The organism is Pseudomonas sp. NFR16 (assembly GCF_900108875.1).
In the GTDB taxonomy this organism is placed as follows: Bacteria; Pseudomonadota; Gammaproteobacteria; order Pseudomonadales; family Pseudomonadaceae; genus Aquipseudomonas.
In genome coordinates this window covers 271,824-295,680 of sequence record NZ_FNYJ01000002.1, presented here as the reverse complement: position 1 = coordinate 295,680, position 23,857 = coordinate 271,824, and the positions used below count along the sequence as shown (strand labels likewise).

Genomic DNA, 23,857 nt, shown 5'->3' with positions numbered 1-23,857 from the left:
CGAATGGTCCTTGCCACTTGGGGTTTCTGGCGCTTTATCGAACGATGGCACGGGGCTTGCGTTACTGGGTGCAGAGGTCTGCCTGAGAGCAGCTCGACAACAACAAATCCCTCCGAGCAGGAGGGTTCGCACTTTAGGCGTCGCTGCATCTGGAATGCTGCAAACGATGCTCTTGAGGAAACTGCAATGACGACTCGTCAGCCAATCTACAAATCCCTGTATGCCCAGGTGATCGTTGCAATCATCATCGGTATCGCACTCGGTCACTGGTATCCCGACACTGCCGTTACGCTCAAACCCTTGGGTGACGGGTTCATCAAACTGATCAAAATGGTCATCGCCCCCATCATCTTCTGCACCGTGGTCAGCGGTATCGCTGGCATGCAGAGCATGAAATCCGTGGGCAAGACCGGCGGTTACGCGCTGCTCTACTTCGAAATCGTGTCGACCATCTCGCTGATCATCGGCCTGATCGTGGTCAACGTGGTTCAGCCGGGCGCCGGCATGAACATCGACGTTTCGACCCTCGATGCATCCAAAGTTGCCGCCTACGTCACGGCCGGTAAAGACCAGAGCGTGATCGGTTTCATTCTGAACGTGATCCCGAACACCATCGTCGGTGCCTTTGCCAATGGTGACATCCTGCAAGTGCTGATGTTCTCGGTCATCTTCGGCTTCGCGCTGCACCGCCTGGGTTCGTACGGCAAGCCGATCCTGGACTTCATCGATCGCTTCGCTCACGTGATGTTCAACATCATCAACATGATCATGAAGCTGGCCCCACTGGGTGCGCTGGGCGCGATGGCTTTCACCATCGGCGCTTACGGCGTCAGCTCGCTGGTGCAGTTGGGTCAGCTGATGCTGTGCTTCTACATCACCTGCCTGCTGTTCGTCCTGCTGGTGCTGGGCAGCATCGCCCGTGCACACGGTTTCAGCATCCTCAAGCTGATCAAGTACATCCGTGAAGAGCTGCTGATCGTGCTGGGGACCTCTTCCTCTGAATCGGCTCTGCCACGCATGCTGATCAAGATGGAGCGTCTGGGCGCGAAGAAATCCGTCGTGGGTCTGGTGATCCCGACCGGTTACTCGTTCAACCTGGACGGCACGTCGATCTACCTGACCATGGCGGCCGTGTTCATCGCGCAAGCGACCAACACCCACATGGACATCACCCACCAGATCACCTTGCTGCTCGTGCTGCTGCTGTCTTCCAAAGGCGCAGCGGGCGTGACCGGTTCGGGCTTCATCGTACTGGCGGCGACCCTGTCTGCAGTCGGTCATCTGCCAGTGGCCGGTCTGGCGCTGATCCTGGGTATCGACCGCTTCATGTCCGAAGCCCGCGCGCTGACCAACCTGGTTGGTAACGCAGTCGCAACCCTGGTCGTGGCCAAGTGGGTGAAGGAACTTGACGTGCCGCAAATGCAGGCTGAACTGGCCAGCGGCGGTCGCGCCATCGAAGAAACCCGTCCAGAAGACGATCTGGGCGTGGCCGAGGGTTCTGCTACGGTAGGCCGCTCTTGATCGCTTAGCGTCTGGCTGATGTGAAAAACCCGCCCGAGGGAAACCCGGGCGGGTTTTTTATTGGCTGTAAGTCGGGAAACAGTACCTTTGGGTGTGGGCTTGCTCGCGAAGCCTCAGCTCCGCGCCGAATGTCCTGCGCATGCACCGGTTTGTTCCCGGCTAAAGCCGGTCCTACGAAAAGCTTGCAGCGTCCGTAGGACCGGCTTTAGCCGGGAAGGCTTCGGGTATTACGCCGTAGATCGAGGGGTATAAAGACAATTGGCTCACAACCTCCGAGGCCGCCTGCAAGTCTTGATGATGGATTGTGTCATTGCCCCGCCGAACGCCCCGACCTACGCTGTCCCTCATCGCCGATGTCCAGGGACGCCCTCGCATGCAAGGTCCGTTGTCTTCGCTCAAAGTCCTCGATTTTTCCACGCTGTTGCCCGGCCCCTTTGCTTCGTTGCTGCTGGCCGATATGGGCGCCGACGTGTTGCGCATCGAATCGCCGACCCGGCCAGACCTTCTCCGCACGCTGCCGCCCCATGATCAGGGCGTGTCGGCCAGTCACGCGTACCTCAACCGCAACAAGCGCAGCCTGGCGCTGGATCTCAAACAGCCGCAGGCGATCGAGGTCGTCAAACGACTGGTCGCGGATTACGACATCGTGCTGGAGCAGTTCCGGCCCGGCGTGATGGAGCGTCTGGGCATCGGTTATCAGGCGCTGCAGGCGATCAACCCGAAGCTGATCTACGTGGCAATCACCGGCTACGGCCAGACCGGGCCTTATCGCGACCGTGCCGGGCATGACATCAACTACCTGGCGCTGTCGGGACTTGCCAGCCACACCGGTCGCAAGGACAGCGGCCCTTTGCCGCTGGGCGTGCAGGTTGCCGATGTGGCGGGCGGTTCGCTGCACGGCGTGATCGGCTTGCTGGCAGCGGTGGTGGCGCGCAACGAGACCGGGAGAGGGCAGTACGTCGATGTCAGCATGACCGACTGCGTCTTCAGCCTGAATGCCTTGGCCGGCGCCGGTGCTCTGGCGGCGGGCGTCGAGCCGCACCGCGAAGCCCAGATGCTCAACGGCGGCAGCTTCTATGACTACTACTGCAGCCGCGACGGACGCTGGTTCGCGGTCGGCAGTCTGGAGCCTGTGTTCATGAAGGCGCTATGCGAGGCGTTGGGGCGACCCGAACTGGCCCGGGCGGGACTTTCACCGGACCATGCCCAGCAGACGGCGCTTAAACAAGCGTTAGAGATCGAGTTCGAACGGCGCAGTTTTGCCGAACTTACGACCTGTTTCGCCGCGATTGATGCATGCGTCGAGCCGGTGCTGAGCTTCTCGGAGGCGGTGGACCATCCGCAGTTGCAAGCCCGGCAGGTGGTCACGCTGGTGCCGAGGAGCGATGGCAGCGCTCAGCCACAGATGGCGTGTCCGCTGAAGTTCTCGGACGGCCTTTCACCGCCCCGGCATATCGGCGTGTCAGTGGGTGCGCACAGCGAACAGGTGCTGGCGGAGGCGGGGTTTGATCAGGAGCAAATCAGCGCCATGCGTGCGAACGGGGTCATTGGCTGATGGGTGTGGCGCAATCAACGGTTCTTCGCGAGCGAGTCCGGCCATGCCTCGATCCCCTGCGGGAGTGAGCTTGTGCACGGGCAGTGAGGACTGGCGAGAAGAGGAGGGTTACTCGACCCGCGTCTCGCCGCTGAACACCAAGATTTCCCGACACCGGCGGCACAGATAACGCCGACCTTTGCGCACCAGCTTGTGCCGCTGCACGGAAAACGGGAAATCGCTTTCCGGGCACGGGCAACGGTAGATGTAGCGGGTCACGCGGCGGCGCTGGATTTCATAGGTGTGGCAGCGGTTGGGCGGCAGCTCATACACGCCACGCATGATCAGTTGCCACTCTTCGCCGTGAGGCGCGATGGTGTCGCCGAACAGTTGATGGGCGACCAGGTGCGCGACTTCATGGGCCACGGTCTGGCGCAGGAAATCTTCACTGTTTTCGCGGTACAGCTGCGGATTGAAGCGCAGCATGTTTTCGTGCAGATGCGCGACACCGGCCTTCTGGCCCCGTAATTTGAGGCTGACGAGAGGGCGTTTGAAAGGGCGTTTGAAGAAGTCTTCGGCTTGTTGGTAACAGGATTCGACGCGGGTATTGAGTTGCTCGAGCATGCTTCATCGGTCTCCAGAGGAGGCGAGTATGCCGCAAAGCGCGTCCCTGCCGAAAACCTGAGCTGCCGAATGGTCATGAATTCACCGCCGAGCCGTGTAGGAGTGAGCTTGCTCGCGATTGCTATCTGTCAGAGAAATCCTTGTGTCTGGCAGACCGCAATCGCGAGCAAGCTCACTCCTGCAGGTTTTGCGTACGGTCGCTGGATCGATGACCGACAGGCCTCAATTCGTGTATTCAGGCCCGACCCCGATGCCCCACAGCACCACCGTGAATGCCATGATCGCCACCAGCACCACCAGCCCCACCGCCAGCACGGAGCTGGAAAACATGAAGCCTTCGTCCGGGTCGATGCCCATGAACACCGGCAGCCCGACGTACAACAGATAAACCGTGTAACAGACCGCCGCCACCCCGACCATCATTCCCAGCCACATGTGCGGGTAGAGCGCCGCCAGTCCGCCGATGAAAAGCGGTGTGGCGGTGTAGGTCGCAAACGCCACGCAGCGTGCGAGGCTGGGGCTGGCGTCGTAGGTTCGTGCCATCCAGTGAATGAACCCACCCATTACGGCGACGCCCGCCAGCATGGCGATGTACGACATGATCGTCATCCAGATCGCACTGTCGCTGGTGAGCATGACGGGTGTGCGTCCGCCGATCACCCAGCCGACCTGCGTGGTGCCGATGTACGCCGAAACGGCCGGGATCGCCGCCAGGATCAATGTATGCGTGAGGTACATGTGGCCGATGCTTTCTTCTTTTTCGCCACGTATTTGTTGCCATTCCTGATCGGGGTGCGTGAACAGCCCCAGAACGTGATGAATCATGCCCGCTACTCCTCATGAGGGAACCGTCGCACCTGACAACCTGATGAAGTCAGGGCAAGGTCACGCTCTGGCAAGGGAAACGGCGGCGACCTCACTGGCAGTATAGAAAGCTGCAGGCCATGAAAACCGCAGGCGTTAGAGTGTTTGGCGCATTCAAGAACGCTGTTAATAGCCGTTGGTGATTTGCAACCGGATGGCACCTACGTAAACACGCAGAACCCGGCCAGTGTTCAAGGGACCAACAGGCATTACCAGCCCCAGCGTTTATGCGTAAAATGCCGTCCTTTTCCAGAGTCACAGCGAGCGGATATCAGCGCCATGGGCACCCTTTCAGTCAATCAGAACAAACTGCAGAAGCGTCTGCGTCGGCTTGCAGGCGAGGCAGTTGCCGATTTCAACATGATTGAAGAGGGCGACAAGGTGATGGTCTGCCTGTCCGGCGGCAAGGACAGCTACACCATGCTCGACGTGCTGCTGCATTTGCAGAAGGTCGCGCCGATCAAGTTCGACATCGTTGCCGTGAACATGGACCAGAAACAGCCGGGCTTTCCGGAGCACGTGCTGCCGGCCTACCTGAAAGAGCTGGGCGTCGAATACCACATCGTCGAGAAAGACACCTACTCGGTAGTCAAGGAGCTGATTCCGGAAGGCAAGACCACTTGCTCGCTGTGCTCGCGCCTGCGTCGCGGCACGCTGTACACCTTCGCTGACGAAATCGGTGCGACCAAGATGGCGCTCGGTCACCATCGTGACGACATCGTCGAAACGTTCTTCCTGAACATGTTTTTCAACGGCACCCTCAAGGCCATGCCGCCCAAGCTGCGCGCCGACGATGGCCGCAACGTGGTGATCCGGCCGCTGGCGTACTGCGCCGAGAAGGATATCCAGGCGTATTCGGACATGAAGCAATTCCCGATCATTCCTTGCAACCTGTGCGGCTCGCAGGAGAACCTGCAGCGTCAGGTGGTCAAGGACATGCTTCAGGAGTGGGACCGCAAGACACCGGGCCGCTCCGAAATGATCTTCCGCAGCCTGCAGAACGTGGTGCCGTCGCAACTGGCCGACCGCAATCTGTTCGATTTCACCAGCCTGAAGATAGACGAAACCGCCGCGTCGCGGTTTGTGAATGTGGTGAATATTTAAAGCAACGCACGGAATCCTGTAGGAGTGAGCTTGCTCGCGATTGCGGTAGGTCAGAGATAAAACAGTGTCTGACGAATGGCAATCGCGAGCTAGCTCACGCTTACTATGGTCAAGTGTCGTTCAGCAGGTTCGTCAAAGCCCCACATCCGGCAACACCGGCTTGTTCGCCAAGGCGGTCTTCATCAGCCCTTCGACGTACGCCCGGTCGCTGTCCGGCAACGCCAGACGCGGAGGGCGGGTGAGAGCGCTGCCGCGTTCCATGATCGCTTCGCACAGCTTGATGCACTGCACCAGATCCGGACGCGCGTCCAGGTGCAACAGCGGCATGAACCATTCATACAGAGCCATCGCTTCGGCGAAGCGTCCTGCCTTGGCCAGACGGAACAGGGTTTCGCCTTCTTTCGGGAAGGCATTGGACATGCCCGACACCCAGCCCACCGCGCCCACCGCCACGCTTTCGACCAGCACGTCATCGAGCCCTGCGAACAGCACGAAGCGGTCGCCAACCTCGTTGCGCACGTCGATGAAGCGGTTGGTGTTACCCGACGAGTCCTTGAAGCAGACAATGTTGTCGCAGTCGGCCAGGGAAATCAGGATGTCCGGGGTGACGTCGTTTTTGTAAATGGGCGGGTTGTTGTACACCATCATCGGCAAATCGGTGGCGGCGGCCACGGTGCGAAAATGCGCAGCGGTTTCGAACGGTTTTGACGAATACACCAGCGCGGGCATCAGCATGATCCCGTCGGCGCCGGCCTTCTGCACGTCTTTGGCGACAGCGCTGGCGTTGGCGCTGGTGAATTCGGCGATCCCGGAAATCACCGGCACTCGACCGGCCGAGGCGTCCTTGGCCGCCTCCACCAGACTGATTTTTTCGGACACGCTCAGAGAGGTGTTCTCGCCCACGGTCCCGCAGATCACCAGACCTGACACGCCGTCGCGGACCAGATTGGAAATGACCTTGTGGGTAGCCTCCAGGTTGAGGGAAAAGTCTTCGTTGAATTGCGTGGTGACCGCGGGGAAAACACCGCTCCAGGATACGGACTGACTCATGAGTGACTCCTTGTTTGATTGAAGGTATTTCGTATACGTTTTGATTCGAGCGTAAAACGCCTGTGATTTGTTGCAATTAACCGGTTTTTGAACGCTACCCCGAGCCCTGTAGGAGTGAGCTTGCTCGCGATAGCGATGGGTCTGACACCCATTGATTGGCTGACATACCGCCATCGCGAGCAAAGCTCACTCCTACAGGGGTGGGTGTTTCTCCAGATATTTCACCGATTGATGCTCAAAGCTTCAGGCCAACCGGCCAGGTGTCGGTCAGCTTGTATCCCTCTGGCCACGGGTCGCTTGGGTCGAGCATGTGCTGGTGGGTCCCGGTGATCCAGGCGCGGCCCGAGAGGCTGGGCACAATGGCCTTGCGGCCGGCGATTTCGGTTTCGCTCTGGATCTTGCAGTGAAACTCCGAGCCGATGATCGAGCGCCCGATGAACCGATCACCGACCTTCAACCGTCCCTTGGCGTGCAACACCGCCAGCCGCGCCGAACAGCCGGTGCCGCACGGTGAACGGTCGATCTTGCCGGGACGGATCACCACCGCGTTCGCGGCATTGGCGACGCCAGCGGCGTAATTCACCGGGGCCGCGATCTGACAGAACGAAATGTGGTTCCAGTCCTTGTTCAGCGGGTGGGTGAAGCCCAGTTGCTCGTTGGCCGCCTGGGTGATCTTGAGCCCCGTTTCCACCAGATCCTTCGCCTCGTCGGCGGTCAGCGAGAAACCCAGTTTCACTGAGTCGACGATGGCGAAACTGTCGCCGCCGTAAGCCGTGTCGACCTGCACCGAACCCAGGCCGGGCACCTCGATCCACACGTCCAGTTGATCGGCGAAAGACGGATGGTTGTGCACCTCGACGCTCTGTACCTTGCCGTCGCGGCATTGCGCGATGGCTTCGATCAGTCCGCCGGGCGCTTCAAGAATCAGGCGGGTTTGCGGCTCGGTCATGGGCAGAATGCCGCTGTCCAGCAGCACCGTTGCCACGCACAGCGAGTTGGAGCCGGACATCGGTGGCACGTCGGCAGGTTCCATGATGATCCAGCCCATCTGCGCCTTGGGGTTCTTGGGCGGCACCAGCAGGTTGACGTGGCGGAACACGCCGCCGCGCGGCTCATTGAGCATGAAGTTGCGCAGCACGTTGTCCTTCTCGATCCAGCGAGACTGCTCCCAGATCGTGTCCCCGGGTGGCGGCGCGACCCCGCCGACGATCACATCACCGACCTCGCCCTCGGCGTGACAACTGACCACATGAATCACTTTCGATGAGCGCATTTCGCAAAACCCTCCTGTTGGACTCGTATTACCTGACGCCACTGCACAATGTGTGGGAGTAAGCCACCTGCCTATAACGCCCCCCACGATCAGCGGCGTAACACCCGACGCCTTCCCGGCTAAAGCCGGTCCTACGCAAAGCTTGCAGCGTCTGCAGGACCGGCTTCAGCCGAGAAAAGGCCGGTCCTACGCAAAACTCGCAGCGTCTGCAGGACCGGCTTTAGCCGGGAAGAGGCCGGTACATCCGGTGCAGATGCCTGGACTGAAACACCGTCTTCGCGAGCAAGCTCACGCCTGCAATTTTGATCTGCGCAGGCCTTGCGCCTGATCCTCAGGCTTCAGATCCTTTAATTGATCGACCGCAGGAAGTCCGCCGTTTCAGGCCGCTGCGGGTTGCCGATGACCTGGTCCGGCGTGCCGATTTCATGCACCAGGCCATTGCGGAAAAACGCCACGCGGTCGGACACGTCCCGTGCGAAGCGGATTTCGTGGGTCACCAGAATCATCGTCATGCCGTCCTCGGCAAGCATGCGCATGGTGTCCAGGACCTCGCCCACCAACTGCGGGTCGAGCGCCGAAGTCGCCTCGTCAAACAGCATGTAGTCCGGCGACATCGCCAGCGCCCGGGCAATCGCCATGCGCTGTTGCTGCCCGCCCGAGAGCTTGCCGGGGAATACCTTGAGCTTGTCGCCCAGCCCCACATGGGTCAGTTGCCGGACCGCCAGCGCTTCGGCCTCGGCTTTGCTTTTACCCAGCACCGTGCGTGGCGCCAGCATGACGTTCTCGAGCACCGTCAGGTGCGGGAACGCGTTCCACTGCTGGAAGACGATGCCGATCTTCTGCCGCAGCTTGTTGATATCGGTGCCCTTGGCATGCACTTCGGTGCCATCCACGCGAATGCTGCCGCTCTTGATCGATTCCAGGCCATTGATGCACATCAGCAGCGTCGACTTGCCCGAGCCCGACCCGCCGATGATCGACACCACTTCGCCCTTGTTCACCTGCAGGCTCACGCCCTTGATGACTTCAAGCTCGCCGAATGATTTGTGTACGTTGTCGATCTCAATCATTTTCCTGCCACCTTGTTTCCAGCCGGGCACCCAGACGGGCGATCACCAGACTCATGACGTAGTAAATGAGGCCTGCGATGCACAGCACCAGCAGCGGTTCCTGGATGCGCGTGACGATGGTCTGCGAGGCGCGGAGCAGTTCGACGATGCCGATCCACATCACCAGCGCGGTGTCTTTCATGACTGAGAGCAGCAGATTCACCCAGCCGGGGAAGGCGACGCGGGTCGCCATCGGCATGACGATCCGGCGCAGGTCCTGCCAGTACGTGAGGCCCAGCGAGCGGCTGGCGCGACGCAGGCTGAGCGGAACCGACAGCACACCGCTGCGCACGATCTCCGTGCAATACGCAGTGACATACAGCCCCAGCACGACGCAGGCCACGGCGAACGCGCTCCAGTTAAGGCCCGCGATGCTTTTCAGCGCATTGAACAGGACGAACTGAATCAGCAGCGGCACGCTGCGAAACACATCCAGCAACCAGGCCAGCGGGATGGTGCTGCGTGGCAGCAGCGCGCGGGCCATGCCGCAGACCACGCCCGCCAGGGTGCCGATGATCATCGAGACGACCGTCAGCAGAATCGTCACCCAGGCGCCCTGAAGCATGAATTGCAGGTCGTTCCAGCTGAACGTGCTATTGAACATGCTCGACTCCTCAGTACCGGAACAGGCGCCAGGACAGCAGCCGCGCCACGGCCACGATCAATTTGGCGATCAGGTAATAGAGCACCGCCGCGATGGCGAAGAATTCGAAAGTGCGGAAGGTTTTGACGTTGTAATCCTGCGTCACGCCGGTGAGGTCGTTGTTCAGGCCCACGATCACGCCCATCGAAGTCATCAGGACCGCCCAGACCATCTGATTGGTCAGGGGGTAGTAGACGATGCGCAGCAACTGCGGAATGACGATCAGCCGATAGGCCTGCGGCGCGCTCATGCCCAGCGAGCGGGCGGCGCGCAGTTGAGTGTCAGGCACCGCCTTGAGGCCGCCGCGAAAATTCTCCGCGAGATAGCCTGCGTTATTCAGGGTGATGCCCGCCAGCAGGGCGACCCATGAGCTCACATGCAGACCGAACGAGCCAAGGCCGAAATACAGGATGTACACCTGAAACAGCGAGGGCGTGTTGCGCGCGATGGAGATCCAGGTGGCTGCGAAGCCGCGGAACACAGGGTTCTTGCCCTGACGCATGAACACCAGAAACAGCGCGATGATGACCCCGAGGATCATCGACAGGGCGGCGGTCTGGAAGGTCACCCAGGCGCCATCAAGCATGTCCGGCAGCGCCTTGAAGGCCGCTCGCCAATGGAAGTTGTAATCAAACATTCGCGGCAGCCTCCGCGCGGGCCGCCGCTTGCAGCCAGGCTGGCAGACGTCCGCTGGCGGCGCCGGTGCAGGCGCTTTCGACGCACTCGGCAAGGCTGGCGAAATGCACGCGGCGTCCCACCAGACCGGGTGCGTAGTGGGCGTATTTGCCCGAATTGGTCATCAGCGTGCGGGCGGTCGGCGGGATGACCGGCTCGGCGAGCATGCACCAGCAGGTGTCGGTGACGAATTGCACGCCAAAGCGTTCCAGCGTGGCGACGTACCCGGCCAGTTGCGCGCGCTCCAGTGTGGCGCGACCACAGGTGATGACGATGGCGACGCGCTCGTGCTTGCGTTTGCCTTGGCACAGTGCTGCCAGGCTTGCGCATTCGCTCAGGGAAAAGTGCGGATTACCCAGCGTCACCGCGTCGACCTCCGGGCTCTGCGCGCTGTTCAGTTCGCGCCAGCTGTGCAGTAAATCGGTTTCACTGACGCTCAGCGTTTGGGCGGGAGGATGTCCGCCCAGCGCGAGTTCGACGGTGGTGGCTTCAGGCGTGACGCCGGCGATGTGAAACATGGGCGCAGCCGACGTGGTGGCGAACGCGGCACCGAAGGCCTTGAGGTCATCCAGGGTTGGGCCTTTGTGCTCCAGGCCGCAGACCACCGGGATCTCGGCACCGCAGAGCAGGCCGATGTGATAGCCCAGCAGTGGGTATAAACTGTCGTCCAGCCGGTCGAGCGCAGGAATGTCGATGCGCAGGGTGGCCAGGCGTTGCTGCGTCAGGTGGCAGCCGATGTTTGGCGCACGGCCGGTCAGGGCGATGCAGATGTCCAGGTAGTCCGGGTACTTGAGGGTGCGCGCGCCGATCACGCTGTTGGCGTAGACCACCGCATTGGATTCGGCCCAGACAATCTGGTCGCCCAGCTCTGGCGCGCTGTCCAGCAGATAAGGCGCGCAGGTAAAACTGACGCGGGCGCCCATGTCCAGATATGCATCACCCAGTTGACTGGCGGGTTCGCCGAGCGCCGGATCGACCCCCAGCTCGCGCCAGCGACGCTTGTCCACGGAGATCGAATTCAAGGTGGTCGGCACGCGCACTTTGGCGCCCCATTCGACCAGTTGCCGGGCGAAACGCAGACTCGCCGGGCCGGTGTAAATGCAGCCATCGATGTGCGCCTGAGTGATGTCCAGCAGCTCTGTCGCCCCTTGCAGCTCGGCCATGCGCAGGATGATGCCCATTGCCACTTGTGCGGCTTTGCCATAGGCGCCGTCGAGAAAACTCTGATCCATCTCGCTCAGATTGATGGTGTGGCTGACGCGACTTGCCTGACGTGGCGACCGAGCCGGCAGGACAGGCGGTGCGCTGTCGAATGCCGTGACTCGGGCACCTTCGACGCGCAGGAATTTCACTGGGCGTAATGCTGCGAAACCTGCCTCGCCCAGGCTGATGACCGGAATCGAGTGGTCGAACATTTGCTCGGCGACGAGCACGCCGAGGGTCAGAATGTCTTCGACTCGCTCGAAGACCAGTGCAGCAGGCGCGTGGCCGTTGAGGATCAGCTCCAGCAGCACGCTGCTGCCGGTGCACGAACCGCGTCCGCTGGGAATCGCCAGCACCCGTCCGGTGATGATCTGGCCGCTCAACGGGTGATGGCGATCGATCACTTCGCCGGTGAACGGCTCGACCCCGCCCCAGAAGCTCAACCCGACATCGGCGTACAACAATTCGCCCTGGGCAGCGCCTGCGACCAGACAACGGCCGTTTAACGAAACTTCAGACATCGTGGGCTCCTGAATGAGGTAGTCAAACCAGATGCGATCCCTTGTAGGAGCGTGGCTTGTCCCGCGAGCGGCGACGTAGTCGTCGTAACCCTGCGCATGCGGTGTATCAGGCCCCACGCATGCGCTGAATTCGCTGCCGGTTTCCGGCAGGTCGCGGGACAAGCCACGCTCCTACAGGGGGATGTCAACTCCACGCTCAGTAGTAAACCCCCGGCACGGTCAGGTTGGCCGGCTTGATTTCGTCACCGACCCACTTCTTCCACAGCTCGTCATAACGCCCGGTGCGCACCTGTTGGTTGACGAACAGGTTGAGGTAATGAATCAGGCCGTATTCATTGCGTTTGGCCGCCAGAGACACGTAGTCGATGACATACGGCGCGTTGCCCGCGACCTTCAAGCCTTTGTATTTCCCGGATTTGAGCGTGGCCGCGGCGACGGTGTTGGTGACCACGGTCGCGTCGATGTGGCCTTGAGCGACGGCCAGGATCGTGTCGTTCTGCGTCTGGTAGGCGCGGAAACTGCCGCTGCCCCAGGCCTTCTGGTCTTTTTCCAGCGCGATGGCTTCATAGGTGCCGCTGGTGTTGCCGACGTTCTTGCCCTTGAGGTCGTCGTATTTGCCGATGCCGGTGTTGTCGCGGGTCAGAACGACCATCTGAAAGGCGAAATAGGGAACGGTCATCGCCACGGTTTTTGCCCGCTCCAACGTGTCGGAAGTCGAGGCGACGATGACGTCGGCGCGTCCCGAAACCAAGGCCGGAATCCGGTCCGGGAACGGCGTTTCCACCACTTCGGCGGTGACCCCGAGCACCTTCGCCAGATCGTTGCAGTAATCGACGTCAAATCCGACCGGGTTGTTCTTGTCATCGCGCGAACCCATGGGCGGGAAGTCCAGGGTCACGGCGCAGCGCAGTTTGCCGGAGTCGATGATGTCATCGAGCTTGTCGGCAAAGGCCGTGTTGATGAAAGAGGAACTCATTACAGCGAGGAGGGCTACGGCAACAGGATGCTTTTTCATAGAAGCCTCGGTGGATGCAAGTAATGGGACGGGCGGATAAGTAATTTCGTATACGATATTTCATATGCACGGCGCGTGCCCGATTTGCCATCACGCGCTGAAGGGCTTTGGATGGGCGGCCTGACGGCAGCGCAGGGGCCTATGAGGGCGCCAGGGGTGTTACATAAAGGAGCAAAAAAGCACGCAGTGCTTCATAGATGCACGTTGGTGAGCGCGGTGGGCGAAGCGGTCGGGCGGAACAGTCTGTGACTGAGCTTAGTCATGAAAGGTTGTCGCTGAAGGGTGATCACTCTGAGCTGCGTCATCGGTGCTCATCCCATCATTTCTGCTGCTGCGCATCCCGATACTGACTGGGCGACACGCCCGTCAACGCCTTGAATTGCCGGCTGAACGCGCTGTGATCGGTGTACCCGCAACGCAGGGCGATCTCGGTGATCGACAGGTCCTCCCGCAACAACCGCGACGCTTCGCCCAGTCGCGCCTTGTGAATCATCTGGCGCGGCGTGAGCTGAAAAATGCGCTTGCAGTGGCGCTCCAGCTGGGCAATCGACAGCCCGGCGATGGCAGTCAGTTCCTGAAGGGTGATGGAGCGCGCGAAATGCTGGCGAATATAAGCATCGACTTCGACCAGCTTCTGATACGCCGGGTGTGTGGTCTGCAGGGTCTGTAAATCCCGGGATATCCCGGCCAGACCAATGATCGCCCCTTGATGGTCGCGCAGGGCAATCTTGTGGGTCAGGCACCAGATCGGCTGATTGCCGTAATAGAGGTGCAGTTCAAGCTGATCACTCAGCTGTCTGCCATCGGCCAGAACCCGCCGATCCTGCGCGGTGTACAGCGGGCCGAACCGCGCCGGGAAAACCTGCTCGGCGGTCAGCCCGACGATCTGCTGCTTCTCCTTGCAACCGCACCGCTGCACCAGCGTCTGGTTGACCAGCGCATAACGTGCATTGGCGTCCTTGATGAAAAACACCACGCCGGGAATTGCATCGAACAACGGCGCAACCAGTTCCAGACTGGTCAGCAATTGATCGAGGTCGCGCAGGGGCGAGGCAGGCAGCAGGTCAATCATGTTCATCATCAGGGCGGCCGGACGGATGGGCAGGGTCGATCATGCGGCAATGTGGCGCTGCTTAGAAAGCAGCAATACGCAGGACGAAACCTCACCGGCCGTCAGGCCGCAGGTTCCGCTTCGTCCAGACACGCCAGCGTCGCGATGCGAGCCGGACTGAACGGTGGGCGCAACACCGGTGGCTCCCAGCCGAACAGGGTTTGCGCGGCGGTCGAGCAGATGCGGCCCTGGCAGGCGCCCATGCCGCAGCGGGTGTTGAGTTTGGCTGCACTCCAGGTGCCATGTTCGACGAGGCTCGCGTAAGCCACATCCTCACAGCGGCACACCAGCGTGTCCGGCGCGGCCAGTCGCTTCAAGGCCGGATCGAGGGCAAACGCACGGTTCAACCGGTCGGCAAACCGCTGCCAGCGTTGACGCTGAGGCCACAGCGCACGCGCCTGGTCCTGGCGGTCGATCGCCACGAGCCCGGCAATCCGGCCCTCGACCAGCGCCAGTTCGCTGCCGCCGAAACCGGTGCATTCCCCGGCCGCGTAATGATCGGTCAGCGTGCTCGCCTGCCAGTCGTCCACCACGATCGCCTGATCCCGCACCTCACAGCCCAGGGCCTTGGCGACCTCGACGTTCGGCACCAGGCTGAACCCGCAGGCCAGCCGTTCGCAAGCGACTTCCTCGACGCGCCCACCCATCTGGATTCGCACCGCTTCAAGGCGGTCCGAGCCCAGCGCCTCGACCACATGGGCCGCTGTCCGGTAAGCACCGCTGAACAACGTCAGCGCCTGAATCGCTTTGTTCGGCCATTGCCAAAGCCCCATTGCAAACCGGCCGACCGCACCTGGCCCGGCTTGCTCGGCGACGCGCACGATCCTTGCGCCGTTCTTCCTGGCGGTTGCGGCCGAGGCGAGCAGCAGCGGTCCGGTGCCTGCGACCACCACGCGCTCACCGTCCACCGACAGGCCGCCTTTGATCAGGGCTTGCAGGCCGCCGGCGCCGGTCACACCGGGCAGCGTCCAGCCGGGAAACGGCAGCAGCCGCTCACGCGCGCCGGTGCACAGAATCAGCTTGTGGTAACTCAGCAGCCAGCCCCGTTCAGGGTCTTCGAGCAGCAGCCGTTTGTGGCCGGCGAGGGCGACGACCTTGCAGGCGCTGTGCAGATGAATGTTGGGATGACGGGCCAGTTGCGCGCGCATGTCACTGGCCAGCCCGGGCAGTTGCGCCTGCGGGCCGTCACGCCAGATCTGTCCGCCTGGCACAGGGTTGTCGTCCAGCAACGCAATGTTGATGCCGCTGGGCGCCGCGGCCAGGGCTGCGGCCATGCCGGCCGGCCCCGCGCCGATGATCAGCAGATCGACAGGCCGGCTCATGGTCGCGTCTCAACGTGCATGCCGTCGCGGCAGAGTGTCTGGCAGGCCAGTCGGCGCAGACCGTCGACGTTGACCCGGCATTCCTGGCAGATGCCCATGCCGCACAGCGGCGCCCGACGCTGGCCGCTGACCGACGTGCGACTGCAGCGGTCACCCGCGGACATCAGCGCGGCGGCAACGGTGGTGCCTTGAGCGACGCGCAGGGGCTGGCCGTCGATGATCAATTCAGGCATGGGCGTGGGCTCCGATAAAACGTTGCGGCAGGTACGCGTCCAGGTGCGCCTGCAGCGAAGAGGGAGGTGGCAGACCCAGCAATTGCGCGGCCAGCAGTCTCGCGGTGCCTGGGGCGGTGGTCACGCCAAGCCCCTCGTGTCCCACCGCCAGCCACAAGCCAGGCTGCAAAGGGTGCTCGCCCACCAGCGGCTGGCCGTCGGGGCTGGCCGAACGAAAACCGGTCCAGCTGCGAATGCCGTTCATCTGGCCAAGGTCCGGCAGAAACTCCATCGCCCGGCGCAGCATCCGTCCCAGCATCGCGGCATCGACCGCAGGGTCGTGATTGTCAAACTGACGCGAGGAGCCTACGAACAGTTGCCCTGTCGGCCGCTGCTGCACGTTGAACGCCACGGAAGGCCCGTTGCCCTTGTGCGCACTCGTGACATAACCCAGCTCAACCAGCGTATGCGTAATCTGCGTCGGGTAACGGTCGGTGATCAGCAAATGGCCTTTCTTGGCCTGAAGCGGCAGGTCGGCGCACAGATCGCGGGCATGGATACCGTTGGCGAGCACGACCGCTGTGGCGTGCAACCACTCGCCGGTTTTCAGACGGACGCGATGGCCCTGCACCTCGACGACTTCAGCGCGTTGCTGGCGCACCTGTTCAGGTCGACGTTGCAACAGCCAGCGCGCCGCATTGGGGGCGTACAGAATGCCGTCGCCCTTGACCCGCAGAGCGCCAGACAGCCCGGACCGCAGAGACGGCTCGACCGTCGCCAGTTGCGCCCCGGACATCAGCTCACAGGTCAGCCCATACGCGTTGAGCGCCAGGTGCTTGCGTTCGGCCTCGGCCATTTCTTCTTCATTGCACGCCAGCCACAGGGTGCCGTTGTTGCGCATGGCGCAGTCGTCGGGAAGCTGCGGCGCCAGCTCGCGCCACGCCCGCACCGAATATTCACCCAGCGCCAGCTCCGCCGGGCTGTGATCCAGCACCACAAGGTGGCCCATGCCCGCAGCGGTCGCGGCCGGGCGCTGGCAGTCCAGCACCAGCACCCGCAGGCCATGGCTGGCCAGTTCGTCGGCGCACGCGGCCCCGATGATGCCGCCGCCGACGATGATCACGTCCGCCACGTTGCCCTGCATCGCCTGGCGGTCGATCAAGCGCGGATACCCCAGGCGAACGGGTCATCGTCGTCCAGCAACAAGGTGGCTTCGGCACTGATGTAGGCGCGGCCGCGAATGGTCGGCACGATGCGGTCGCCCAGCTGCCGCTCCCCGTGCTGCCACGCGAAACTGCCCTCGAACTGGCTGCCGATGACGCTGGCCTGCTGCCAGATCGCGCCGGGTTGCAGCTTGCCGTCGGCCGCCAGGCACGCCAGTTTGGCGCTTGTGCCGGTGCCACACGGCGAGCGATCGTAGGCTTTGCCGGGGCAGAGAACGAAGTTGCGGCTGTCGGCGTGATCGTCGTCGGCGAACAGCTCGATGTGGTCGATGACGCCGCCGTCTTCGCCGCGAATGCCCTGGCTCTCCAGCGCCTGACGGACTTTCCAGGTGTAATCGGTGAGGGCGTCGAGGTTGTCGCCCGTCACGCTCAGGCCATGATCGGCAATCAGGAAGAACCAGTTGCCGCCCCAGGCGATGTCGCCGGTGACGTTGCCCAGCCCAGGCACATCGACGATGAAGTTTTTCCGGTAGCGATAGGACGGCACGTTATCGACGCTCACCGAGCGGTCTTCGTGCAGCGTCGCCTGAACCGTGCCCACCGGCGTTTCGATGCGGTGGACGCCGGGACCGATTTTGCCCAGATGCGCCAGCGACACCACCAGGCCAATGGTGCCGTGGCCACACATGCCCAGATAGCCGGTGTTGTTGAAGAAAATCACCCCGGCGCAGGCTTGCGGGTCCACCGGTTTGCACAGCAGCGCACCCACCAGCACATCGCTGCCGCGCGGTTCCAGCACGGTCGCGGCGCGCCAGTCATCGAATTCATCGGCCATCAGCTGCCGCCGCTGCGCCATGCTGCCGACACCCAAGTCGGGAAAACCGTCCAGCACCAGCCGTGTCGGCTCGCCGCCGGTGTGGGAATCAAGGATCTGGATGCGCTTCATGAATTCACCCCAAGGTGGAGAAGATTGGCGGTAGCGGTGGACAGACGCGCACTCCTGCGGGAGTGAGCTTGCTCGCGATTGCGGTATGTCAGATGCAGGAGTCCACCTGCACGCACTGCATTCGCACGCACGACCGGTCTTAAGATTGGCGTCAAAGCGCCGCGGGGTCTTGACCGATTTCGTCCTTGAGAATGACGAAATCGGCACAGTCGGCATGCCGTCAGATTTCGGAAATCGCGGCGTTGGGCAGGTGGGCGTAAAGCGCTCGGCAGACGCCGATGATGTGGTGTTCGATCAATTCGGCGGCTTTGTCGACATCACGATCGGCACAGGCCTTCAGGATGTCGCGGTGCTCGCGATCGGCGCGCTCCTTGCCCTCTTCAAAGCTCATCTGCACGCGCAGGTAGCGTTCGACCTTGTCGTGAATCGAGCGAATCATGTTCAGCAGAAACGGCCGCTGCGCCGCTTCATACAGACACGTGTGAAAGGCCCAGTTGAGCTCTGCCCAGCGACCGATATCGTCATCGTCGAAGAACTCATCGCAGATCGCAGCGGCCCGTTCGATCTGTGCCTGAGTCAACCTTGGCACAGCCAGTCGAATGGCCTGAACCTCGAGCAGCACGCGCACCTCGAAAATCTGCGCCAGCTCAGGTTCGGAAATCCGTGTGACCACCGCGCCCTTGTTCCGCTGAAACTGCACCAAGCCTTCTGCCTCGAGCCGTTTGAGCGCTTCGCGCACCGGGATCTTGCTGACATTGAACACGCGGGCGATGTCATCCTGGCGAATGGGCTCATCTTCGGCGAACTGGCCGGAAATGATCGATTCGCGCAGGAATCGGGAGATGACCTCGGACGCCGAGGGGGCGACGCCTAGATTAGGCGCGTCTGGAAGAATGAAGGGCACGCGGATGGCTCGGCAGTGACAAAGTGGCGGATATTGTATACGACCTCCGATTCCTTATAGCCACTGCCCGGCAAGTCGACGCGAAAAAAGATCAGTGGTTGACCGTGTATGCCAGCATCATCGACAGCTGGCACATGGGACGGCCGCTCTGTTCATGCCATTCGTTGAACGCCGCTTGCACTGCCGCCTGATCGCGCTGACTGCTCGGTACTTTTTCGACGATATTCTGCGCGTTGAGCGCGGCGACGACGTCGTAGGTCGGGATGAACGTGTCCTTGCCGACCATGCGCAGGAAGCGCGGTGCGGACAGCCCGCCCAACTGGTTGCCATGTTTGGCCAGGTAGCGCCACAGGCCGACGATGTCAGTCACAGGCCACTGCGCGATGAAGTGACCGAAGCTGCCGTATTCGTGGGCGATATCGAGGATCAACTGCGCGTTGCGCGGCACGCTCTTGAGTTTGCCCAAATGACGAATGATCCGCGCATCCTGCATCAGCCGCTCAAGATGGTCAGCGCCCATCAACACCACTTTTTCCGGATCGAAGCCAAAGAATACCTGCTCGAAAGCCGGCCATTTGGCGTCCACCAGGCTGTGCTTCAGACCGGCCCGAAACACGCGCAGGGCCAGCGTCGAGAGGTAGCGATCGTTGCTGATTGCCTCAAGGCGTCTGGGGGTGGCGGGACTGGGAAGATGCGCCTCAAGGGCGGCGGCGGATCCGAAGCGATTCAAGCAGTATTCATTGAGCCATTTGTAGTCTTGCATGCCCTCTCCAAAACGAAATTTGAGCCATAGCCCTGTAGGCGCGCGTCTGCCCGCGACGCCGGTGTGCCTGCAACCGATGATGGGCCCGACACACCGCAATCGCGGGCAAGCGCGCTTCTACAAGGCGGCGAGCTTGCGGTTGAGTTGATACCGCCAGCGCACATACAGCAGGGCGCTGGTGAACACCGCCAGACTGGCCAGCATTTCCAGCACGCCGAACACCATGCGGCTCGGATCGTAGGCTGCCAGCGCGCCCTTGATGAAATACAGGTTCACCCCGAAACACGTCCAGGAATGTCCGCGCGCGCTGCCGCTGATCATTCCCGGTGTGAGCACCAGCAGCGGCACCAGTTCAATCGAAAGAATCACCCAGGGCCGTGCGCCATGCAGGTCGGCGGCGATCAGGTAGTACGCCGCCAGCAACGCGATCAGCCCGAAAAAGCACGACAAGGCCGCCACCCGGCTCCAGCGAACCCGAGGTTCGAGCCATTCCAGAGAGGGCAGGGCCTTGAGCGCTTTAGCCACGTGACGGATCCAGCAGCAGCGCGGTTTTCGCCAGGCGCTGACCGAGCACGCGGCACAGGGTAGTTTCGTGTTGATCCAGTGGACGTTTGCCGTCCGCCCCGGCGTGATGGCTGGCGCCGTAAGGCGTGCCGCCACCCTGGGTATCGATCAGGGCAGCTTCGCTGTACGGCAGGCCGGTGATGAGCATGCCGTGATGCAGCAACGGCAGCAGCATCGACATCAGCGTGGTTTCCTGGCCGCCGTGCAGGCTGGCGGTCGAGGTGAACACGCTGGCCGGTTTGCCCACCAATGCCCCGGTCAGCCACAGGTTGCTGGTGCCGTCGAGGAAGTATTTGAGCGGCGCGGCCATGTTGCCGAAACGGGTCGGACTGCCCAGCGCCAGGCCCGAGCAGTTCTTCAGGTCGTCGAGGGTGGCGTACAGTGCGCCGGTGTCCGGAATGCTCGGCGCCACGGCCTCGCATTCGGTGGAAACCGCTGGCACGGTGCGCAGCCTGGCTTCCATCCCGCCCATCTCGATGCCCCGGGCGATCTGCCGGGCCATTTCGCTGGTCGAGCCGTTGCGACTGTAAAACAGCACCAGAATGTAGGGCGCGCTCACGGCAGGATCTCCAGGATTTTTTCCGGTGGGCGGCCTATCACGGCCTTGTCACCAGCGACCAGAACAGGGCGTTCGATCAGCTTGGGGTGAGCCGCCATGGCCGCGATCAGTTGCTCGTCGCTCAGGCTGGCGTCGGCCAGGTTCAGGGCCTTGTACTCGTCCTCGCCGGTGCGCAGCAGGGCGCGGGCGCCAATGCCCAGCTTGCCCAGCAGTTCGCGCAGCTGCGCGGCGTCCGGCGGGGTCTCCAGGTATCGGATGATGGTCGGCGCAAGGCCTCGGGCTTCGAGCAATTCCAGCGCGCCACGTGACTTGGAGCAGCGTGGGTTGTGATAAAGCGTCAGATCGGTCATTTGCAGGTCGCATCTAGCGTGAGGTGGCGGCTATTCTACAGGCGTGACGACAAAGACCAATATCGCGCGCCAGCGGGGCGCAGTCCGAGTCGGTTTTCCATACAGGAACAAGCATCATGGCAAGGCGGTTGGCGGCGACAATAGCGCTTTTGGGAAGTGTGTTGCTCAGCGGTTGCGGGGTCGATCTGGGCACCGATCAGAACGGGCAGAAGGTGGCCAGCGAGCGGGTCGACAAACATTGGCTGGTGGTCAATTACTGGGCCGAATGGTGTGGCCCGTGCCGGACCGAAATCCCCGAGCTGAACAAGCTGTCCGATCAGATGAGCGGGCAGAAGGTCAGCGTGTTCGGCGTGAATTTCGACAACCTTCAGGGCGACGACCTGAAAAGCGCCAGCAACGCGCTGGGCATCAGGTTCACGGTACTGGCGCAGGATCCCGCCGATCAGTACGACTTGCCCAGAAGCGAAGCGCTGCCGGTCACCTACATCATCGACGACAAAGGCAAAGTGCGTGAGCAACTGATGGGTGAGCAGACCGCCTCAGGCGTGGCGCAGAAACTGGCGGAGTTGAAAGGCAAGGGTTGATTCAGGAAGGTCTGATCACGCCTCTGTAGGCGCGTACTGCCCCGCGATGGCGATTTGCCGAGACCTGTTCGGCGGCCATCACCAGCCCATCGCGGGCAAGCGCTCCTGGGCTCGGGCATTCAACCCTCTTCGGGCCAGAACCTGAGGGGCAAACCCTGCGCAGGCCACAGCTGCAGCTGCTCGACCTCAGATACATCCCAGTGCTCGACCTTGCCGATGGCTTCGAGGAACCGGTGTTCCTGTTCCATCAGCGCGGGCGCGCACATCTTGCGCGTGCTGCCGACCGGGCCGAAGTGGATGACATCGCCGTCCAGCTGATAGGACGCGAACCAGTGATTACAGCCGGCATTGCCATACGCCCGGCCGTCTTTGCCCAGGGTCATGGTCAGGTGGCTGTTATCGATCAGCGGACGCTCGCCGATCCACTCCAGCACGTAGCCATGATCGCGCTTGAGCGCATCGGTGTCCGTCGCGCAGCCTGTCAACAGGGCGGTGGCGAGCAGCGTCAGCAGAAAGGCTTTCATGCGGCGGCTTTCGCACAGGCCGGGCAGAGATGGTTCTCACCGACGGTTTTCCAGCCCAGTTCCACGATGCGCGCGGTGGCGGCGGGCTTCAGGGCTTTCTTGCCGTCCTTGCCGTCGACCATGAACTCGATATCCTGCTCTTTGCCACAGCCGTTGCAGTTGACCTTCCACTGATGAATCGCAAGCTCGGTGAACGCCGGACCGTTGGCCACCGCCACCCACTGGCCGGGCGGGTTAATCAGGTGACGGACTTTTTCCACGTTCAGGCGCATGTACAGGTCTTTGCTGCCCTTGACGGTGACCAGCAACACGTCGTCGTGTTTGATCGAACCACCGTTGCCGGTCACTTGATAGCGCCCGACCGCCAGACTGCGGCACTCGATCAGGGTGTGGTGCGGGGTGAGCATGCTGTAGCGAAAATCGTGTTCGGCCATGAGGGTCTCCAGATAGGCGGCGCATCCTAACACTTTAGATCGCCGATGCCCGCTGCCGGTAGGCGGAAGGACGAACCGGCGCCACGCGCAGGATGGGTGTCAATCGAGGGTCGACGTCATAGCAGGGAGCTTACTGACCGAGGCGTCGGCGCAGCCTCTGAACATCGGTTATCCGGAGGTCCCGCGCGTAGACTCTCTCGCCACAGGCGGCGTGATCACACCTGGTTCTGCGGCGTACCGGCCGCCCAGCAGCGGATGTTATCCAGCGTGGTCTGCGCAATCGCGCCCAGCGCCTCTCGGGTCAGGAAAGCCTGGTGGGCGGTCACGACCACATTGGGGAAGGTCAGCAATCGTGCGAGCACGTCGTCCTGCAGCGGAAGGTCGGAGCGGTCCTCGAAGAATAGCTGCGCTTCCTCCTCATACACATCCAGCCCCAGATAGCCCAGTTGCCCGCTTTTCAGCGCCTCGATCAGCGCTGGCGTGTCGACCAGCGCGCCACGACCGGTGTTGATCAGCATCGCCCCGCGTTGCATGCCGCTCAACGATTGCCGGTTGATGAGGTGGCGAGTGTGTTCGTTGAGCGGGCAATGCAGGCTGATGATCTGCGACTCGGCCAGCACCTGTTCCAGCGGCAGATAACGCGCGCCGAGCGCTTCAACCTGCTCGGCAGGGCAGGGATCGTACGCCAGCAAACGGCAGCCGAAACCCGCCATGATGCGGGCGAACGTTGCGCCGATCTGGCCGGTGCCCACCACGCCGACCGTCTTGCCCACCAGGTCGAATCCGGTCAGACCGTGCAGGGTGAAATCGCCGTCACGGGTGCGGTTATAAGCCCGGTGCAGATGTCGGTTCAGGGACATGATCAGCGCGACCGCATGTTCGGCCACGGCATGAGGCGAGTAGGCCGGAACGCGCACGACCTCCAGACCCAGACGCTTCGCTGCGGGCAGGTCGACATGATTGAAGCCTGCCGAACGCAAGGCGATCAGCCGGGTTCCGCCGGCAGCCAGCCGCTCGAGAACCGGCGCACCGAGGTCGTCATTAATGAAGGCGCACACGACCTCGTATTGATCGGCCAGCGCTACCGTGTCGAGCGTCAGCCGCGCAGGCTGAAAATGCAGCTCGACATCAGAAGGCACGTCGGCGGCGAGGAAACTTTCGCGGTCGTAGGTCTGGCTGCTGTAGAGGAGGGTACGCATGGTTGCTCCTTGGTTTTTATGAAACGCCGCAGCTACAGGTTTTGTGCCGCACTCGAAGGGCAGCAGCAACGCCAGACCCTTGTGGG

At 62.1% G+C, this 23,857-nt stretch carries 26 protein-coding genes; 4 read left to right on the top strand and 22 right to left on the bottom strand.

The annotated features are described in order from the left end of the window. Window positions 1-186 precede the first annotated feature (186 nt). Both BMZ10_RS10035 and BMZ10_RS10030 read left to right on the top strand, forming a co-directional pair. Window positions 187-1,521: a dicarboxylate/amino acid:cation symporter gene (locus tag BMZ10_RS10035; protein ID WP_093460893.1), complete on the top strand. Its 1,335-nt coding sequence runs from the start codon at window positions 187-189 to the stop codon at window positions 1,519-1,521. A 373-nt stretch (window positions 1,522-1,894) separates the two neighbouring features. Continuing rightward, entirely contained in the window at window positions 1,895-3,076 is a 1,182-nt protein-coding gene (locus tag BMZ10_RS10030; protein WP_093460890.1) for a CaiB/BaiF CoA transferase family protein, read from the top strand. Between the two features lie 108 nt (window positions 3,077-3,184). Here the strand turns inward: BMZ10_RS10030 and BMZ10_RS10025 are convergent, their stop codons facing one another. Both BMZ10_RS10025 and BMZ10_RS10020 read right to left on the bottom strand, forming a co-directional pair. Next, entirely contained in the window at window positions 3,185-3,679 is a 495-nt protein-coding gene (locus tag BMZ10_RS10025; RefSeq protein ID WP_093460887.1) for a SprT family zinc-dependent metalloprotease, read from the bottom strand. A gap of 222 nt (window positions 3,680-3,901) precedes the next feature. Beyond that, on the bottom strand, window positions 3,902-4,504 hold the full coding sequence (locus tag BMZ10_RS10020) for a Yip1 family protein (RefSeq protein ID WP_093460885.1): 603 nt from the start codon (window positions 4,502-4,504) through the stop codon (window positions 3,902-3,904). A 318-nt stretch (window positions 4,505-4,822) separates the two neighbouring features. Here BMZ10_RS10020 and ttcA point away from each other — a divergent pair, with 318 nt between their 5' ends. Beyond that, on the top strand, window positions 4,823-5,647 hold the full coding sequence (ttcA, locus tag BMZ10_RS10015; protein ID WP_093460881.1) for a tRNA 2-thiocytidine(32) synthetase TtcA: 825 nt from the start codon (window positions 4,823-4,825) through the stop codon (window positions 5,645-5,647). Window positions 5,648-5,779: 132 nt separating this feature from the next. Here the strand turns inward: ttcA and BMZ10_RS10010 are convergent, their stop codons facing one another. The 17 genes from BMZ10_RS10010 to arsC all read right to left on the bottom strand — a co-directional run bounded on the left by BMZ10_RS10010 (window position 5,780) and on the right by arsC (window position 21,030). Next, window positions 5,780-6,697 carry a dihydrodipicolinate synthase family protein gene (locus BMZ10_RS10010; protein WP_093460878.1) on the bottom strand — a complete coding sequence of 306 codons (918 nt, stop codon included), beginning with the start codon at window positions 6,695-6,697 and terminating at the stop codon, window positions 5,780-5,782. Window positions 6,698-6,932: 235 nt separating this feature from the next. Beyond that, window positions 6,933-7,970 carry a trans-3-hydroxy-L-proline dehydratase gene (locus tag BMZ10_RS10005; RefSeq protein WP_093460875.1) on the bottom strand — a complete coding sequence of 346 codons (1,038 nt, stop codon included), beginning with the start codon at window positions 7,968-7,970 and terminating at the stop codon, window positions 6,933-6,935. A 347-nt stretch (window positions 7,971-8,317) separates the two neighbouring features. Further along, the gene (locus tag BMZ10_RS10000; RefSeq protein ID WP_093460872.1) at window positions 8,318-9,040 is read right to left on the bottom strand and encodes an amino acid ABC transporter ATP-binding protein; all 723 of its coding nucleotides are present in this window, start codon (window positions 9,038-9,040) and stop codon (window positions 8,318-8,320) included. Then, complete coding sequence (locus BMZ10_RS09995) at window positions 9,033-9,683, bottom strand: amino acid ABC transporter permease (protein WP_093460869.1); 651 nt, start codon at window positions 9,681-9,683, stop codon at window positions 9,033-9,035. Before BMZ10_RS09995 ends, BMZ10_RS10000 begins: the two co-directional genes overlap by 8 nt. A gap of 10 nt (window positions 9,684-9,693) precedes the next feature. Continuing rightward, window positions 9,694-10,359, bottom strand: coding sequence for an amino acid ABC transporter permease (locus BMZ10_RS09990; protein ID WP_093460866.1), 666 nt, complete (start codon window positions 10,357-10,359; stop codon window positions 9,694-9,696). After that, complete coding sequence (locus tag BMZ10_RS09985) at window positions 10,352-12,121, bottom strand: cis-3-hydroxy-L-proline dehydratase (RefSeq protein ID WP_093460863.1); 1,770 nt, start codon at window positions 12,119-12,121, stop codon at window positions 10,352-10,354. Before BMZ10_RS09985 ends, BMZ10_RS09990 begins: the two co-directional genes overlap by 8 nt. 196 nt (window positions 12,122-12,317) lie before the next feature. Beyond that, window positions 12,318-13,136 (bottom strand): ABC transporter substrate-binding protein, encoded by an 819-nt coding sequence (locus BMZ10_RS09980; RefSeq protein WP_093460860.1) that lies wholly within the window; start codon window positions 13,134-13,136, stop codon window positions 12,318-12,320. Window positions 13,137-13,455: 319 nt separating this feature from the next. Further along, window positions 13,456-14,208: an AraC family transcriptional regulator gene (locus tag BMZ10_RS09975; RefSeq protein WP_093462517.1), complete on the bottom strand. Its 753-nt coding sequence runs from the start codon at window positions 14,206-14,208 to the stop codon at window positions 13,456-13,458. Between the two features lie 101 nt (window positions 14,209-14,309). Further along, window positions 14,310-15,569: an NAD(P)/FAD-dependent oxidoreductase gene (locus BMZ10_RS09970; protein ID WP_093460857.1), complete on the bottom strand. Its 1,260-nt coding sequence runs from the start codon at window positions 15,567-15,569 to the stop codon at window positions 14,310-14,312. Beyond that, on the bottom strand, window positions 15,566-15,802 hold the full coding sequence (locus BMZ10_RS09965; protein ID WP_093460854.1) for a (2Fe-2S)-binding protein: 237 nt from the start codon (window positions 15,800-15,802) through the stop codon (window positions 15,566-15,568). The genes BMZ10_RS09970 and BMZ10_RS09965 overlap by 4 nt, the downstream gene beginning before the upstream one ends. Beyond that, window positions 15,795-16,925, bottom strand: a complete 1,131-nt coding sequence (locus BMZ10_RS09960; protein WP_093462514.1) for an NAD(P)/FAD-dependent oxidoreductase — start codon at window positions 16,923-16,925, stop codon at window positions 15,795-15,797. The genes BMZ10_RS09965 and BMZ10_RS09960 overlap by 8 nt, the downstream gene beginning before the upstream one ends. A 14-nt stretch (window positions 16,926-16,939) precedes the next feature. Then, window positions 16,940-17,890, bottom strand: coding sequence for a 4-hydroxyproline epimerase (locus BMZ10_RS09955; RefSeq protein ID WP_093460851.1), 951 nt, complete (start codon window positions 17,888-17,890; stop codon window positions 16,940-16,942). 220 nt (window positions 17,891-18,110) lie between these two features. Then, window positions 18,111-18,794: a GntR family transcriptional regulator gene (locus BMZ10_RS09950; RefSeq protein ID WP_093460848.1), complete on the bottom strand. Its 684-nt coding sequence runs from the start codon at window positions 18,792-18,794 to the stop codon at window positions 18,111-18,113. A 91-nt stretch (window positions 18,795-18,885) separates the two neighbouring features. Then, window positions 18,886-19,557: a DNA-3-methyladenine glycosylase I gene (locus BMZ10_RS09945; protein WP_093460843.1), complete on the bottom strand. Its 672-nt coding sequence runs from the start codon at window positions 19,555-19,557 to the stop codon at window positions 18,886-18,888. Between the two features lie 117 nt (window positions 19,558-19,674). After that, window positions 19,675-20,082 (bottom strand): DUF2069 domain-containing protein, encoded by a 408-nt coding sequence (locus BMZ10_RS09940; RefSeq protein WP_093460838.1) that lies wholly within the window; start codon window positions 20,080-20,082, stop codon window positions 19,675-19,677. Continuing rightward, entirely contained in the window at window positions 20,075-20,680 is a 606-nt protein-coding gene (gene wrbA / locus BMZ10_RS09935) for an NAD(P)H:quinone oxidoreductase (RefSeq protein WP_093460835.1), read from the bottom strand. Before wrbA ends, BMZ10_RS09940 begins: the two co-directional genes overlap by 8 nt. Next, on the bottom strand, window positions 20,677-21,030 hold the full coding sequence (gene arsC, locus BMZ10_RS09930) for an arsenate reductase (glutaredoxin) (RefSeq protein WP_093460832.1): 354 nt from the start codon (window positions 21,028-21,030) through the stop codon (window positions 20,677-20,679). The genes wrbA and arsC overlap by 4 nt, the downstream gene beginning before the upstream one ends. A 116-nt stretch (window positions 21,031-21,146) precedes the next feature. On the opposite strand from arsC, the gene BMZ10_RS09925 reads away from it, so the two are divergent. After that, on the top strand, window positions 21,147-21,614 hold the full coding sequence (locus BMZ10_RS09925; RefSeq protein WP_093460829.1) for a TlpA family protein disulfide reductase: 468 nt from the start codon (window positions 21,147-21,149) through the stop codon (window positions 21,612-21,614). A 119-nt stretch (window positions 21,615-21,733) separates the two neighbouring features. On the opposite strand, the gene BMZ10_RS09920 is transcribed toward BMZ10_RS09925, so the two are convergent. The 3 genes from BMZ10_RS09920 to BMZ10_RS09910 form a co-directional block, all read right to left on the bottom strand. Next, entirely contained in the window at window positions 21,734-22,138 is a 405-nt protein-coding gene (locus tag BMZ10_RS09920; protein ID WP_093460826.1) for an META domain-containing protein, read from the bottom strand. Continuing rightward, window positions 22,135-22,572, bottom strand: coding sequence for a hypothetical protein (locus BMZ10_RS09915; RefSeq protein ID WP_093460823.1), 438 nt, complete (start codon window positions 22,570-22,572; stop codon window positions 22,135-22,137). The genes BMZ10_RS09920 and BMZ10_RS09915 overlap by 4 nt, the downstream gene beginning before the upstream one ends. A gap of 215 nt (window positions 22,573-22,787) precedes the next feature. Continuing rightward, window positions 22,788-23,771, bottom strand: coding sequence for a 2-hydroxyacid dehydrogenase (locus tag BMZ10_RS09910; RefSeq protein ID WP_093460821.1), 984 nt, complete (start codon window positions 23,769-23,771; stop codon window positions 22,788-22,790). Window positions 23,772-23,857 lie beyond the last annotated feature (86 nt).

What these genes read in the sequence shown, in the direction of transcription:
- BMZ10_RS10035 (WP_093460893.1), top strand. Translation starts at nt 187, where the DNA reads ATGACGACTCGTCAGCCAATCTACAAATCCCTGTATGCCCAGGTGATC.
- BMZ10_RS10030 (WP_093460890.1), top strand. Translation starts at nt 1,895, where the DNA reads ATGCAAGGTCCGTTGTCTTCGCTCAAAGTCCTCGATTTTTCCACGCTG.
- BMZ10_RS10025 (WP_093460887.1), bottom strand. Translation starts at nt 3,679, where the DNA reads ATGCTCGAGCAACTCAATACCCGCGTCGAATCCTGTTACCAACAAGCC.
- BMZ10_RS10020 (WP_093460885.1), bottom strand. Translation starts at nt 4,504, where the DNA reads ATGATTCATCACGTTCTGGGGCTGTTCACGCACCCCGATCAGGAATGG.
- ttcA (WP_093460881.1), top strand. Translation starts at nt 4,823, where the DNA reads ATGGGCACCCTTTCAGTCAATCAGAACAAACTGCAGAAGCGTCTGCGT.
- BMZ10_RS10010 (WP_093460878.1), bottom strand. Translation starts at nt 6,697, where the DNA reads ATGAGTCAGTCCGTATCCTGGAGCGGTGTTTTCCCCGCGGTCACCACG.
- BMZ10_RS10005 (WP_093460875.1), bottom strand. Translation starts at nt 7,970, where the DNA reads ATGCGCTCATCGAAAGTGATTCATGTGGTCAGTTGTCACGCCGAGGGC.
- BMZ10_RS10000 (WP_093460872.1), bottom strand. Translation starts at nt 9,040, where the DNA reads ATGATTGAGATCGACAACGTACACAAATCATTCGGCGAGCTTGAAGTC.
- BMZ10_RS09995 (WP_093460869.1), bottom strand. Translation starts at nt 9,683, where the DNA reads ATGTTCAATAGCACGTTCAGCTGGAACGACCTGCAATTCATGCTTCAG.
- BMZ10_RS09990 (WP_093460866.1), bottom strand. Translation starts at nt 10,359, where the DNA reads ATGTTTGATTACAACTTCCATTGGCGAGCGGCCTTCAAGGCGCTGCCG.
- BMZ10_RS09985 (WP_093460863.1), bottom strand. Translation starts at nt 12,121, where the DNA reads ATGTCTGAAGTTTCGTTAAACGGCCGTTGTCTGGTCGCAGGCGCTGCC.
- BMZ10_RS09980 (WP_093460860.1), bottom strand. Translation starts at nt 13,136, where the DNA reads ATGAAAAAGCATCCTGTTGCCGTAGCCCTCCTCGCTGTAATGAGTTCC.
- BMZ10_RS09975 (WP_093462517.1), bottom strand. Translation starts at nt 14,208, where the DNA reads ATGATTGACCTGCTGCCTGCCTCGCCCCTGCGCGACCTCGATCAATTG.
- BMZ10_RS09970 (WP_093460857.1), bottom strand. Translation starts at nt 15,569, where the DNA reads ATGAGCCGGCCTGTCGATCTGCTGATCATCGGCGCGGGGCCGGCCGGC.
- BMZ10_RS09965 (WP_093460854.1), bottom strand. Translation starts at nt 15,802, where the DNA reads ATGCCTGAATTGATCATCGACGGCCAGCCCCTGCGCGTCGCTCAAGGC.
- BMZ10_RS09960 (WP_093462514.1), bottom strand. Translation starts at nt 16,925, where the DNA reads ATGCAGGGCAACGTGGCGGACGTGATCATCGTCGGCGGCGGCATCATC.
- BMZ10_RS09955 (WP_093460851.1), bottom strand. Translation starts at nt 17,890, where the DNA reads ATGAAGCGCATCCAGATCCTTGATTCCCACACCGGCGGCGAGCCGACA.
- BMZ10_RS09945 (WP_093460843.1), bottom strand. Translation starts at nt 19,557, where the DNA reads ATGCAAGACTACAAATGGCTCAATGAATACTGCTTGAATCGCTTCGGA.
- arsC (WP_093460832.1), bottom strand. Translation starts at nt 21,030, where the DNA reads ATGACCGATCTGACGCTTTATCACAACCCACGCTGCTCCAAGTCACGT.
- BMZ10_RS09925 (WP_093460829.1), top strand. Translation starts at nt 21,147, where the DNA reads ATGGCAAGGCGGTTGGCGGCGACAATAGCGCTTTTGGGAAGTGTGTTG.
- BMZ10_RS09920 (WP_093460826.1), bottom strand. Translation starts at nt 22,138, where the DNA reads ATGAAAGCCTTTCTGCTGACGCTGCTCGCCACCGCCCTGTTGACAGGC.
- BMZ10_RS09915 (WP_093460823.1), bottom strand. Translation starts at nt 22,572, where the DNA reads ATGGCCGAACACGATTTTCGCTACAGCATGCTCACCCCGCACCACACC.
- BMZ10_RS09910 (WP_093460821.1), bottom strand. Translation starts at nt 23,771, where the DNA reads ATGCGTACCCTCCTCTACAGCAGCCAGACCTACGACCGCGAAAGTTTC.